At 59.0% G+C, this 13,723-nt stretch carries 11 protein-coding genes; 4 read left to right on the forward strand and 7 right to left on the reverse strand.

What is annotated here, in order from left to right; translation table 11 throughout:
• Positions 1 to 60: 60 nt before the first annotated feature.
• Positions 61 to 267: a cold-shock protein gene (locus ACMG4N_RS01915; RefSeq protein ID WP_035245969.1), complete on the forward strand. Its 207-nt coding sequence runs from the start codon at positions 61 to 63 to the stop codon at positions 265 to 267.
• A 269-nt stretch (positions 268 to 536) separates the two neighbouring features.
• A complete protein-coding gene (katG, locus tag ACMG4N_RS01920; RefSeq protein ID WP_414432734.1) occupies positions 537 to 2,783 on the forward strand; it encodes a catalase/peroxidase HPI in 2,247 nt (748 codons plus the stop codon).
• An 85-nt stretch (positions 2,784 to 2,868) separates the two neighbouring features.
• On the opposite strand, the gene ACMG4N_RS01925 is transcribed toward katG (ACMG4N_RS01920), so the two are convergent.
• On the reverse strand, positions 2,869 to 3,444 hold the full coding sequence (locus ACMG4N_RS01925; RefSeq protein ID WP_414432736.1) for an NUDIX hydrolase: 576 nt from the start codon (positions 3,442 to 3,444) through the stop codon (positions 2,869 to 2,871).
• 370 nt (positions 3,445 to 3,814) lie between these two features.
• A complete protein-coding gene (gene katG, locus ACMG4N_RS01930) occupies positions 3,815 to 5,983 on the reverse strand; it encodes a catalase/peroxidase HPI (RefSeq protein WP_414432738.1) in 2,169 nt (722 codons plus the stop codon).
• Between the two features lie 246 nt (positions 5,984 to 6,229).
• Here katG (ACMG4N_RS01930) and ACMG4N_RS01935 point away from each other — a divergent pair, with 246 nt between their 5' ends.
• Both ACMG4N_RS01935 and ACMG4N_RS01940 read left to right on the forward strand, forming a co-directional pair.
• Positions 6,230 to 6,997, forward strand: coding sequence for an outer membrane protein (locus ACMG4N_RS01935; RefSeq protein WP_414432739.1), 768 nt, complete (start codon positions 6,230 to 6,232; stop codon positions 6,995 to 6,997).
• Positions 6,998 to 7,139: 142 nt separating this feature from the next.
• Positions 7,140 to 8,411 carry an ABC1 kinase family protein gene (locus ACMG4N_RS01940; protein ID WP_297765376.1) on the forward strand — a complete coding sequence of 424 codons (1,272 nt, stop codon included), beginning with the start codon at positions 7,140 to 7,142 and terminating at the stop codon, positions 8,409 to 8,411.
• Positions 8,412 to 8,464: 53 nt separating this feature from the next.
• On the opposite strand, the gene ACMG4N_RS01945 is transcribed toward ACMG4N_RS01940, so the two are convergent.
• The 5 genes from ACMG4N_RS01945 to ACMG4N_RS01965 all read right to left on the reverse strand — a co-directional run bounded on the left by ACMG4N_RS01945 (position 8,465) and on the right by ACMG4N_RS01965 (position 13,586).
• A complete protein-coding gene (locus ACMG4N_RS01945; protein WP_297765373.1) occupies positions 8,465 to 9,874 on the reverse strand; it encodes an aldehyde dehydrogenase in 1,410 nt (469 codons plus the stop codon).
• 286 nt (positions 9,875 to 10,160) lie between these two features.
• Positions 10,161 to 11,444 (reverse strand): pyridoxal phosphate-dependent aminotransferase, encoded by a 1,284-nt coding sequence (locus ACMG4N_RS01950; protein WP_297765370.1) that lies wholly within the window; start codon positions 11,442 to 11,444, stop codon positions 10,161 to 10,163.
• A 115-nt stretch (positions 11,445 to 11,559) separates the two neighbouring features.
• Entirely contained in the window at positions 11,560 to 11,826 is a 267-nt protein-coding gene (locus ACMG4N_RS01955) for a hypothetical protein (RefSeq protein WP_035245957.1), read from the reverse strand.
• A gap of 14 nt (positions 11,827 to 11,840) precedes the next feature.
• Positions 11,841 to 12,800 (reverse strand): hypothetical protein, encoded by a 960-nt coding sequence (locus ACMG4N_RS01960; RefSeq protein ID WP_297765365.1) that lies wholly within the window; start codon positions 12,798 to 12,800, stop codon positions 11,841 to 11,843.
• Positions 12,801 to 12,917: 117 nt separating this feature from the next.
• On the reverse strand, positions 12,918 to 13,586 hold the full coding sequence (locus ACMG4N_RS01965) for a hypothetical protein (RefSeq protein WP_297765362.1): 669 nt from the start codon (positions 13,584 to 13,586) through the stop codon (positions 12,918 to 12,920).
• Between the last annotated feature and the right edge of the window lie 137 nt (positions 13,587 to 13,723).

Here is a 13,723-nt window from a genome sequence, read left to right on the forward strand (position 1 = left end):
GTTTTTCAGCTACACACGCCCTAACCGGCGATTTACATCATTATTTTCAGGATTAGTATTATGTCTACAGTGAAAGGTACCGTTAAGTGGTTCAACGAAGCTAAAGGTTTTGGTTTTATCGAGCAGGAAGGTGGTCCGGATGTGTTCGCACATTTCAGCGCCATCACCGGCTCTGGCTTCAAGACCCTGGCCGAAGGCCAGCAAGTTGAGTTCACCATGACTCAAGGTCAGAAAGGTCCTCAGGCTGAGAACATCGTCGCTCTGTAAGCGATCGTTCCGGTAACAAAAAAGGGCGCCTCCTTCGGGAAGCGCCCTTTTTTTATGTACTCTTCACGCTAATCCGCCCCAAGCCGACACCCTGTCGGTGCCATGCCTGCATGGTGAATGGGCCGAAACCGCTTCGCCATGCGAGCATGGCTCCTACGGCTATCAGCTTTCATTATCTCAGCCATAGGAAACCAGCATTGCTGTCATAAATTAGTAACGTCTATATTTTTCTGGTGCCTTGCGAAAAACGACCAAGAGGAGAGCACACCATGAAAATAAGGACTGCAACGCTGGCGGCCGCCATTGCCTTTGCCGCCTCATCCACCCTAACGGCCAGCCCCATTGGCCATCCCCAATATCAGAAAAGTCCCGCCCGCTCCCCCATGGCCAGCCCGTATTGGTGGCCGGAAACCCTGGACCTTCGCCCACTACGTCAGCACGCTGAAAAATCCAGCCCGCTGAACCCCGACTTCAACTACGCCGACGCCTTTGCCGAGCTGGATCTGGAAGCGGTAAAAGCCGATCTGCGCAAGATGATGACCGATTCCCAGGACTGGTGGCCGGCAGACTACGGCCACTATGGCCCGCTCTTCATCCGCATGGCCTGGCACAGCGCCGGCACCTACCGGATTCATGATGGTCGCGGCGGCGCCCGCGGCGCCCAACAGCGCTTCGAGCCGCTCAACAGCTGGCCGGACAACGTGAGCCTGGACAAGGCCCGCCGCCTGCTGTGGCCGATCAAACAGAAGTACGGCAACAATATCTCCTGGGCCGACCTGATGGTGCTGGCCGGCACTATTGCCATGGAAGACATGGGCTTCGAAACCTATGGCTTTGCCGGTGGCCGCGTGGATGACTGGGAAGCGGACATCACCTACTGGGGCTCGGAAACCGAGTGGCTGGGCGACGAGCGCCACAGCGGTGACCGGGAGCTGGAAAAACCCCTGGCAGCCGTTCAGATGGGCCTGATCTATGTGAACCCGGAAGGCCCCAATGGCAAGCCGGACCCGCTGCTGGCCGCCGAGGACATTCGCCAGAGCTTCGGTCGCATGGCCATGAATGACGAAGAAGTGGTGGCACTGATCGCCGGTGGCCACACCTTCGGCAAGGCCCACGGCGCCCACAAGCCGGAAAAATGTCTGGAAGCCGAACCTGCCGCCGCGGCCATTGAAGAACAGGGCTTTGGCTGGAAAAACAACTGCGGCACCGGCAAGGGCGCCGACACCATTACCAGCGGCCTTGAGGGTGCCTGGTCAGTGGATCCGGTGGCCTGGACCCACCAGTACCTGGACAACCTGTTCGGTTTCGAGTGGGTACAGACAAAGAGCCCGGCTGGCGCCGTTCAGTGGATTCCCGCCGATGGCCAGGCCAGCAACCTGGTGCCTGACGCGCACATCGAGGGCAAGCGCCACGCGCCGATCATGTTCACCACCGACCTGGCTCTGAAGGAAGACCCGGCCTACCGCAAGATCGCCAAGCGCTTCCATGAAAACCCGGAAGCCTTCGAGGACGCCTTCGCCCGCGCCTGGTTCAAGCTCACTCACCGTGACATGGGCCCCCGCGAGGGTTACCTGGGCCCGGACGTTCCGTCTGAAGCCCTCAGCTGGCAGGACCCGATCCCCGAGGTGGACTACAAGCTGATCTCCGACGGCCAGGCCGAGGACCTGAAAGAGCAGATCCTGGATTCCGGACTGACCGTACCGGAGCTGGTACGTACCGCCTGGGCGTCCGCGTCCACCTTCCGGGGCTCCGACATGCGTGGAGGCGCCAACGGTGCCCGCATTGCCCTGGCACCGCAGAAAGACTGGCCGGTGAACAACCCGGACGAGCTGGACAAGGTGCTGGATACCCTTGAGGAAATCCGTGCCGACTTCAATGAAGGCGGCCTGTTCCGCAGCAGCAAGGTATCCATGGCGGACATGATCGTGCTGGGCGGCGCCGCCGCCATCGAGAAGGCCGCTGCCGATGCCGGTTACGACATCGAAGTACCGTTCACTCCGGGTCGCGCCGACACCACCCAAGAACTCACCGATGTGGATTCCTTTGCAGTGCTGGAACCGAAAGCCGATGGCTTCCGCAACTACTTCAGCAAGGACAGCCACCTGGCTCCCACCGATGCCCTGGTGGACAAGGCGGACCTGCTGACCCTGAGCGTGCCGGAGATGGCCGTGCTGGTGGGTGGTATGCGCACCCTGGATGCCAACGCCGACGGCAGTGACCACGGTGTGTTCACCGACAACCCCGGCACCCTGAGCAACGACTTCTTCGTCAACCTGCTGGACATGTCCACGAAATGGCAGCCTTCCAAGGAGAACGAAGGCTTGTATCAAGGCCTGGACCGCCAGAGCGGTGAACAGAAGTGGACCGCCACCCCGGTGGATCTGATCTTCGGATCCAATGCGGAACTGCGTGCGGTGGCCGAGTTCTACGCGCTCAGCGACAACGATGAAGTGTTCGCGGAAGACTTTGTCGACGCCTGGACCAAGGTCATGAACCTGGACCGCGTACGCTTCTGATCCTGCCCGGCAACGCCGGCAGGCCCACAAGGCCGGGCCGGCAACCTGAACAAAACGGCGGCGCAGCAGCGCCGCCGTTTTTTTGTTATCCCGCCCCGCGTTTTCTCAGAAACTCCTGCAGCATGCTGTAGCTCAACCCCCAGATGCAGTAGCCCTGATAACGGCAACAGGGAAAGGTCATTTTGCCCACAGGCGTGCGGATCTGCAGCGTGGAACGGTGTGCCGGGTTACCCAGATAGTCCAGCGGAATCCAGATGCCTCTTTGTGCTTCGTGATTCAGCGACATGGCGTTATCACCCCGCCAGGCGAACACGTGGGGCGTCACCACCATGGGGCTCCAGCGACTGTGATGGCGGGTGAGCAGATCTGATAGCCGCGCCTGGTACTCCCCCTGACGAAACAGATCCAGCCCGGTTTCTTCCAGGGTTTCGCGCATGGCAGTGTGACGACTGGAGGTATCGCTGGTTTCCAGACGCCCGCCAGGAAAGGCCATGTCCCCGGACCAGGGGTCGCCATCGCGGCGGGCCCGCTGAATAAACAACAGTTCACCATCCCGCTCACGGGGCCCACGATAAATCAGCGCCACCGACGCCCGGGTGACATGGCGCCGGAAAGGTAACTTGTGGGGGCGATATTTCTGTAGCCAGCTCAGGGATGGCATGGCGACTCCCAACGACAGTGATTGTGAATGGGCAGATCCTGGTCTTGTGGGAAACGATGCTTGCATCGTGAATAGGCACTGCACTGCCAACATCTTCGCGATGCAAGCATCGGTTATTCGCTCCGCTCACCCCTTCGGGGCCGCCCTGCGGGCGTTACTACGCTGCGCTTCGCTCCCACAAACCCCGTACGCAGACACAGCCGAAACAGCACGTTCTAGATTATATCCTGTTGTTCCTGTCCGAGGCGCACAAGGGAGTCTGGGACGATTTTTATGCAACCGCTGGACGGAGGGCCCGACCCTCCTGACAAGCAGACATAAAAAAACGGTGCGCCGTTTCCAGCGCACCGTTTTTACTGACAGCGACGGATTACTTTTTCAGATCGAACCGATCCAGCTCCATCACCTTGGTCCAGGCGGCCACGAAATCGTTAACCAGTTTCTCCTGACCATCGGCACAGGCATAAACCTCCGCCAGGGCGCGCAGCACCGAGTTGGAACCAAACACCAGGTCCACCCGGGTACCGGTCCACTTCACCTGGCCACTGTCACGATCACGGCCTTCGAACGCCTCTTCATCACTGGAAGTGGCTTTCCATTCCGTGCCCATGTCCAACAGGTTGACGAAGAAGTCGTTGCTCAGGGTGCCCGGCTTGTCGGTGAACACACCGTGCTGGCTGCCGCCCTGGTTGGCGCCCAGTACGCGCAGGCCGCCCACCAGTGCCGTCATTTCCGGCGCGGTGAGGGTGAGCAGTTGCGCCCGGTCCACCAGCAGATGCTCCGCACCGATGCTGAACTTGCCCTTCTGGTAGTTGCGGAAACCATCTGCCGCAGGCTCCATGGGCTCGAAGGAGGCCACGTCGGTCTGCGCTTCGGTGGCATCGGTACGACCCGGCGAGAACGGCACGGTGATGCTATGCCCGGCATCCTTGGCCGCCTTTTCGATACCGACACCGCCGGCCAGCACGATCAGGTCCGCCAGCGACACTTTCTTGGCGCCGCTATTAAAGTCGCTCTGGATGCCTTCCAGGGTCTTCAGCACCTTGGCCAGCTGCTGTGGCTGGTTTACCTCCCAGTCCTTCTGCGGGGCCAGACGAAGACGGGCACCGTTGGCGCCGCCACGCTTGTCGCCACCCCGGAAGGTGGAGGCAGACGCCCAGGCGGTGGAAACCAGCTCAGCCACGGACAGGCCGGAATCCAGGATCTTGCTTTTGAGAGCAGCAATGTCCTGGTCGTTGACCAGCTCATGATCCACTGGCGGCACCGGGTCCTGCCAGATCAACTCTTCCTTGGGCACTTCCGGACCCAGGTAGCGATCACGGGGGCCCATGTCACGGTGGGTCAGTTTGAACCAGGCACGGGCAAACACGTCGGCGAATTCCTCCGGGTTCTCATAAAAGCGCCGGGAAATCTTTTCGTAGTCCGGATCAAAACGCAGCGACAAGTCCGTAGTCAGCATCATCGGCTTGTGCTTTTTGCTCTTGTCCTGGGCGTAAGGAATAACCTCATCTGCGTCCTTGGCTACCCACTGCTTGGCACCCGCCGGGCTGGTGGTCAGCTCCCACTCATAGCCAAACAGGTTTTCGAAGAAGTAGTTGCTCCACTGGGTAGGCGTCTGGCTCCAGGTCACTTCCGGGCCACCGCCCATGGTGTCGTCGCCCTTGCCGGTACCCACCGGGTTGTGCCAGCCCATGCCCTGTTCCGCCAGGCTCGCGGCTTCCGGGTCGGGGCCGATTTTTTCCGGGTCGCCGGCACCATGAGCCTTACCAAAGGTGTGGCCACCGGCGATCAGCGCCACGGTTTCTTCGTCATCCATGGCCATGCGGGCAAAGGTTTCGCGGATGTCATGCGCCGCGGCCTTCGGGTCCGGGTTGCCATCCGGGCCTTCCGGGTTCACGTAAATCAGGCCCATCTGTACCGCGGCCAGCGGGTTTTCCAGGTCGCGCTTGCCGGAATAGCGCTTATCGCCATCCAGCCAGCCCTGCTCGGCCCCCCAGTAGACGTCGTTGTCCGGCTCCCAGGTATCTTCCCTGCCGCCGGCAAAACCAAAGGTCTTGAAGCCCATGGATTCCAGGGCCACGTTACCGGCAAGAATCATCAGGTCCGCCCAGGAAATTTTGCTGCCGTACTTCTGCTTGATCGGCCACAGCAGCCGGCGAGCCTTGTCCAGGTTCACGTTATCCGGCCAGCTGTTCAGCGGTGCAAAACGCTGCTGACCCCGGCCGCCGCCGCCCCGGCCATCGCCGATGCGGTAGGTACCGGCACTGTGCCAGGCCATGCGGATAAACAGGCCACCATAATGACCGAAATCTGCCGGCCACCAGTCTTGGGAATCTGTCATGAGCGCATCCAGATCTTTTTTCACTGCACCAAGATCCAGGCTGCTGAAGGCGTTGGCGTAATCGAAATCCTCATCCATGGGGTTGGACTTGGAAGAATGCTGATTGAGAAGGTCCAGACGCAGCTGGTTGGGCCACCAATCCTGGTTGGTCGTCCCCCCACCTGCTGCGTGATTAATCGGACATTTACTCTCTGTCATAGCGCTCTCCTTCCTCGTAGGTGGGTTCGGCGTATTTGTTACTCTGTTGTAGTCCTTTTGATGCCGGATTGGCCAGTTTAGTTTGCCAAATGGGGTGATAGTTTTTATTAAAAACGGCCGTAAGTGCGTCAATACAGGCTTTCCCTGACTAACGCCCCGCATTAGATGCGCCATTCAAAACTTATACAAAGAGTGACATATAGATTAAAATGACAGCTGGACTACAAAAAAAGGGGAAAGGAACCAATGAAAAAACAACACCTGCATGCCATGACCGGTGCGCTTTCAATTGCCGCCCTGTCAACACCTGCCCTGGCTGAGACCGGCCCTGGCGGTTTTTACGCTGGCGCAACACTCGGTTACCAGACCACGGATATGGACTGGAAAACCGATCGAACCCTCGAGCCCAACGGCAATCCCATCGCGCCGTTTTCCGATACCACCGAATCCCTGGATGACTCTGATGCCAGCTATGGCCTTTTTACCGGTTATAACTGGGTCGTTGGACAGGGAAAGTGGGTGCTGGGCGCTGAATTCTCAGCAGTGAAGAGTGATGCCAGCGACGAGATCCGCAATCGTATCCCCGGGCTGGGCGATCCCAACTCCAACCCGACCAGTTTTTCTGAAGTCGAGACTGACGACCTGGCGCTGGGCCTTAGCGTTCGCGGCGGGTACATGCTGCATGACAACACCATGGTGTACAGCAGCCTTGGCGTATCCCAGCTTGAAGTCGAAACGACAAGCACCTGCCCCGCCGACACCAACGTCTGCAACCCGGCTGACGGGCTCCAGCGTTTCAGTGATGACGAGCGCATGAGCGGCTGGGCGCTGGGTATCGGGGCGGAACATTTCCTGTCAGATAACCTGGTGCTTAGAGCAGAGTACCGCTATGCCGATTATGGTGATTTCGACTTCACTGCTATTCCCGCCCAGAGCGGTTCAAGTTTCGGGGCTGACGCGTCAATTGAAGTCGTCCGGCAAACTCTTGAGCTTGGTGCCGCTTACAAGTTCTAAACCTCTCCTCGCTGCTTTCTAGCAGCGGTATGGGCCCCTCCAGCAATCAGGACGGGGCCCATCTTTTCTGCCTTCCCTGATTTCGCACATAGTCAGAGCACCTTTGCTATGCTGCCAATATCGTATTGGCACAGGGATCCCCATGGAATCGAGCACGCCCGACCAGCCACAGACCCTTGGTGAAACCACGCGCATGCTGTGGAACGCCCGTGGCCGCTACAAGCGGGTACTGGCCACTGCCGCCAGCCTGCAGAAAGTGGTGTGGAAACACCGTAAGGTGCTCGGCAGTGGCGACGAGCAGGCGCTGCAGCCCCTTCATGAAGATGTCGCGACCAGCCTGGCTACCCTGTTTCGCGACAACGGCGGCGCCTGGATCAAGTTTGCCCAGTTCCTCAGTTGCCGCCCGGACCTGTTGCCGGCGCCCTATATCGACGCCTTTGCTCACCTCCGGGAGAATGCGCCGAAAGCTCATTTCGATGACATTCAGCCCTGGCTGAAAGCCCAGCTTGGCCATGACTGGGCGGACTCCTTCAGCGCCTTCAATATCATCCCCATGGCCGCTGCCTCCATCGCGCAGGTGCATAACGCCACCCTGAAATCCGGCGCTGAAGTGGCCGTCAAACTGCAGCAACCCCGGGTCAGCCAGGAGTTCTCCGAAGATGCTGCCGCGCTTCGGTTGTTGGCCAAGGCGCTGAAACCGCTGCTGCGCGAAGTGGATGTTGAGCAGATCATCAACCAGCTAATCACCACCACCGAACGGGAGCTGGATTTCCGCCTGGAAATGACCCACATGCGGGATTTCAGCGAACTTCCACATCTGCCGGGCATCAAGGTACCGCGAGTCTATCCGACCCTCAGCAGTGCGCAGATGCTGGTGACGGAGTGGATCGAGGGGAAGAGTCTTTCCACACTGTTACGCGAGGACGAAGAGCAGGCCAGACCGCTGCTGGAGCGTTTACAGGCCAGCATGATGCAGCAGGTACTGGAGTTCGGTCTGTTCCATGCGGACCCACACCCGGGCAACTTTATCGTTACCCCGGACGGCGATCTGGCGGTACTGGATTTTGGTGCCGTGGAATATGTGGCCGCCGAGGACCGCCAACACTACACCGCATTGTTGATGCGCTTGCTCGGCATGGGCGACGGGCCGCTGCTACCCCTGTTCGAAGCCGCCGGTTTTGGCGGGCTCACAGAGGAGCGACTGGAAAAACTGTCGGCAGCACTGGTCTCCGCCCGCCAGGATACCGATGCCACCCTGGCGGATAACCTGCGCACCCTGCTGGATGAATTCCGCCGCCTGCGGCTGGTGATGCCGGATTCCTTCGTGGCCATGGTGCGGGTGCTGATCACCGTGGGCGGGCTGATGACCCGCTACCAGATTCCGTTTTCCTGGGGTGGTTTTGGCGCTCGCTAAGCCGAGCGCCATGGTGCCGTCCGCCCAAGGCTCAGTGCTGTAAAGGCTAGCCGTTACTTGATCATCTTCTTGAGCATGTTCACCTTGTCCTTGTAAGGGGCGTAGCGGAACTTGATATCGAACAAGGTGGTGGCCTTGAGGATGCTGCGCTTGTGGGAGAAGGCATCGAACGAATTCTTGCCGTGATAGGCCCCCATGCCGCTTTCACCCACGCCGCCGAAAGGGAGGTTGGGGTTGGCCACATGCATGACCGTGTTGTTGATACAGCCGCCACCGAACTGGGTGTTATCGAGCACCTGGCGCTCCACCTGATCGCTGGCGGTAAACAAATACAACGCCAGGGGATGTTCTGGCAGTTTCTTCAGGTTGACGATCAGCTCTTCCAGGGTAGAGTAGGTCAGCATGGGTAACACCGGGCCGAAGATCTCCTCCTGCATGATCGCATCATCCATGGAGATATTTTTCAGAAGGGTCGGCGCGATGTAACGCTGGCCCGCATCGGTCTGGCCACCCACCAGCACCTTGGTCTTGTCGATCAGTGCCGCCACCCGTTCGAAATGCCGATCGTTGATCATGCGCCCCAGATCCGGGTTCTGGCTCGGCTCATCACCGTAAAACTCGCGCAGTGTCTCCACCATTTCCTTTGCAAAAGCATCGCTGATATCTGCATGCACATGAACGTGATCCGGTGCGATACAGGTCTGCCCCACGTTGAGCATCTTGCCGGACAGAATCCGCCGGGCCGCCACTTTCAGGTTGGCGTCCCTGTGTACGATGGTGGGGCTCTTGCCGCCCAGTTCCAGGGTCACCTTGGTAAGATGTTTCGCAGCGGCCGCCATCACGATACGACCGACACGGGGGCTGCCGGTAAAGAAGATATGATCGAAGCGTTCTTCAAGCAGCGCATTGGTCACTTCCGTGCTGCCCTTGAATACCGCCACGTATTCATCGCTGAAACATTCCTTCATCATTTTCTCGATCACATTCGCCACGGTGGGGTTCAGTGAAGACGGCTTGAGAATGGCCGTGTTACCGGCGGCGATGGAACCGATCAAAGGCTGAACCAGCAGCAGGAAAGGATAGTTGTACGGGCCGAGCAAAAAGGTCACACCCTGCGGTGTGGACTCGATGCGACTACGGCCGGGCTGGGCCCACATTGAGGTACCGACTTTTTTCGGCTTCATCCAGCTTTTTAGATGTTTCAGGGTGTGCTTGAGATCCTCGATGGCCGTGCTGATCTCGATATAGGCCTCGAATGGCGGGCGGCCAATATCTGCCTTGAGCGCATCCTGAATCTCTTCCTGATACTGGACGATGGCGTCTTTCAGTTTCGTGAGCTGCCGTAGCCGGAAGTCATAGCTGCGGGTGGCGCCGGTTTCGAAAAACCGCCGCTGCAGCTCCACCGCCTCTCCGGCCCAGCTTTGTGACTGCTTCAGGTTTTCACTATCCAATACCGCACCCATGACTCGCCTCCTCGTTATTCGCTTAACCGCAAGGGTTGGGAAAACGAGTGTTCCATGGGGAGCGCCAAGGCTCTACACAAAGCAGGCAATCAGCCTGACCAAAACAATCAGAAAGTGGCGAAAACCGCTATTTTTTCTGTCACTTAAAAAAACGCGACATACATGTCCCGCTGCCGTATATACCGGATGGTTTTTGTAGGAGCCATGCATGCATGGCGAACCGCCGAAGGCGATCAGCGCAAACGAGTTCGCCATGCAAGCATAGCTCCAACGGAAAGAAAAAACGCTATGCCAGCCAGTCCACGATGCGGTCCATGGCGGTGGTGCAGTTGCCGCAATACTGCCGCAGGAACTCATCACCGAGTGATTGCTCCGCCGGCACCGTTGCCGCCCCCGCCAACGCCGCCTGGCCTTCAAAATCCACAAACGCCTGACGCAAGGTCAGCTCCCCGGCCGGGCGCCCGAAGGCCTCCCCGGGCAGGGTAGCAACGCCGGTATCTTCCAGCAGGGTTTCACACAGGGCCGTGCTGTCATGAATCTCCCGCTGGTGCAATCGTTCTGCCAGGGGACTGAAATCCGGAAACAGGTAAAAAGCACCATCTGGCATGGCAAGATCCAGCCCGGCCTGCTGATAGGCCTCCACCTGATAACGTGCCAGCCCTTTGAGAATACGCCGGGACTGAAACAGATAGTCGTCAATGTCCGCGCCACCCTGAAAGGCTCGCACTGCCGCATGCTGAATCGGCGCCGCCACCGAGGTATAAGTTTCACTGGCCACGGTGGCCATGGCATCGCGCAGCCAGGAGAGATTGGGTGGAAAGGCAAAGGCACCCAACCGCCAACCGCCAGCACCACACCACTTGCTCAGGCCATCGCTAATGATAGTGCCTTCCGGATAATAGCGGGCAATGGAGCGGTGTTGCCCGTCGTAGCGGGTGCGGCCATAGATTTCGTCACTGAGCAGAATCAACCGGTGGTAGCGCGCCACCTCGGCGATGTCACGCAACTCGTCGTCGGTAAAGGTATAACCATGGGGATTGGCTGGGTAGTTGAGGATCACCAGCCGGGGCCGACCCGGATCACGCTGACACAGGGCATCCAGGCTCTTGGCACTGAGCTTCCAGTTATTGTGTCGATGGGTGGGCAGCCAGTGCACTCGACGACCAATGATGCTGGCCTGGGGTGCATAGGACACCCAGCTCGGTGTGGGAATCACCAGGTCGCCGTAGTAGACCAGCTGCAGGATGAACATGAGCTCCTTGGAGCCCGGCCCGATCATGATGTCTTCGCCCCGGAAGGCTACATCGTGCTCGCGATCCAGATGGCTGGCAATGGCGTCCTGTAGTGCCGGCAATCCTTTGACCGGCAGATAATCCTTCTCGCCGGCAAACTCACGCAACGCCTCCACCACCGAGGGCGGCACTGGAAACGGTGACTGACCCAGCCCCAGCTTGTAGACCTGCCGCCCCTGCTGACGCAGGGCATTGCTGCGCTCGTTGATGGCCAGGGTGGCAGACACCCCCATGCCTCGGACATTCAGGTTGAGGTGTACATCGGGCTGGAACGGCATGATCGAAATCCCCCTGAACAAGACAGCGTTCTTTCGACCCTACCGGGTTGTCACCGGGCTGCAAAGTACGCAGGCCCGGTGACGGCAGGAACAACGGTAACAAATAAACCGCGGGTCAGACCTTCAGGTATTTCGCCGCCTTGGCATCCGCCTTTTTCGCCAGCGGTTTCAGCTCGGCGATTTTTTCACAGACCGCGTCGCACTCTTCCTTGCTGAGCGCATGGCCATCCACCGCCTTGTGCAGCTGGTGCATGTAGTTATCCAGTATCGTCAGTACCGACAGATGCACCAGCGGCGCAATGGACGACTTCTTCTGGGTGATGTGCTGTTTGCGGTGGGCCTGTTCCCAACGTTTCTCGAATTCCTTGTGGCTCAATGTCATGACAACCTCCCTGTTCAGAATGTGAGTTTATTGACGCTGATGCTATTCAGCCCCAGTTCGCCGCCGCTGATGCCTTCCAGGGCCACCGGCAGGCTGATATCGTTGAGCGACACCTTGCCCAAGGTGGCACCGAGCTTGGCATCACTGAGCGTCATGCTGCCCACGTTCAGGTGTACCGTGGGGGTGACCGCAATGCTCACCTTGAGGATGCCCAGATCCACGCCCAGGGATTTATCCGAAGCAGTGGCGTCCACATTGAACGCCTGGCTGGTAGCCGCCGGCATCGTCACAGACGGGATGCTGATGTTTTCCAGGCTGGCACCGGGCAGGACCAGCTGTTCGGTAGGCGCCGCCCGATTCACACGCAGGGCTTCGCCGTTGGCACCCGGCACCGACAGGGAACTGAGCGACAGCTCACCGATGCCCATACCGGACACGGACAAGCCGGCGCTGGGCAGGCCCAGCTTATCCAGGCGAATGCCGGACAGATCCAGGTTTCCCAGGTTGAGCTGATCGATGGGCTTCATCTGCGCCACCAGGCCGGGAATATCAATGGCCGGAATCTGCAGGTCGATATTGCCCAGATCCGGCACCGTGATGGTGCCCAGATCCACCGGGATATCCAGGCTGCCCATATCCTCGCTGCCATCCCAGCTGCCGAGCCAGCCCAGGTCAATTTTCCAGTTCAGCCGAAAGCCCAGCTCGACGATGGTACGCACCTGATTGAGCACCGCTTTGGCGCTATCCACGGAAGCCTGGGTATTTTCCACGTGCAGATTGCCGATGCTGGCACTGCCCAGGGTGACCTTTTCCACGCGCAGATTGTTGAGCGTGCCGTCTTGCACGCTGACCTGATCGATGGCGATTTTGCGGGAAACCTGGGCGCCGAGCACGCCCAGGCGAGTGAGAAGATCCCGGGAAACCGGGAGAGAATCCAGCAGGTTGTCCGCAGACAACCGTTCCTTTAGTGACATGTTTGCCTCCTGGCAGGGTTGAGTTCGCACACTCCGGTGTGCGCTCACACTCTAACCAGTGAGGCATTTATTGCATATAAAGCAAGCGTACCAATTTGCCGGACGCCTCACTCCCGATTAATCCGTCGGCGGAACTACCTCTACCGCCGGTACGGGCTCCTCTGGCGCCTCTCCTAGCGGCAAATAGTCCTCTGACTCCGGCTTGCGCCAGTCGGGGCATTGCGCCGCTTCCTGCAGATCGGCCTCGGCTGCCGCAAACGCCTGTACCGGCTGCGAAGCGGGCGGGAGATGGTGATAATCACTCTGCGGCACCTGAATGGCATTGAACCAGCCATTGGGAATCCAGTTGAAATCGGGGCTGGGCAGGATCTTGCCGTTGAAATGCCCACCACGGGAGAAGGCACGCAGAATATCGTAGGTGGAATTCATGCAGTTGCGACCGAACAACTGGTACGGCTGGGCGCTGACCCAGGCCATGACACGCAATGCTGCATCAGGATCGGGCCATACCTGACTGGTCATGGTCAGATATTTGAAATAATTATACTCAGCCCCGTAATGCACCATATTGGCAAACACCTGGGTGGCCTGCTTTTCTCCTGGCACCTTGCGTGACCAGAAGCCGTTCATTCCATTGCCGTTGGCCCAGCCGTCACCTTCAACGGCTCCCACCATCCACTGCCCATCCGGCAGCTCAAACCCCCACCCCACATGCCCCAGCAAAGGCTGGCCGGCCAAATCCGGGCGTTTCGGGCACAGTACGACGATTGCATTGGCTTGACTCATTGCGTTCCCTCGCGATCTTTATGGTGTTTTTTTGCCGTTCTTCCTGAACGATGAAGCCCGTCGATACCCTGACGGGCACCCACAGACCAAAAAGACTATAATCGCAACCTTCTTACAACGGAATATGCTTGCGGACT

Source organism: Alcanivorax sp. IL2 (genome assembly GCF_047495475.1).
Taxonomy (GTDB): domain Bacteria; phylum Pseudomonadota; class Gammaproteobacteria; order Pseudomonadales; family Alcanivoracaceae; genus Alcanivorax.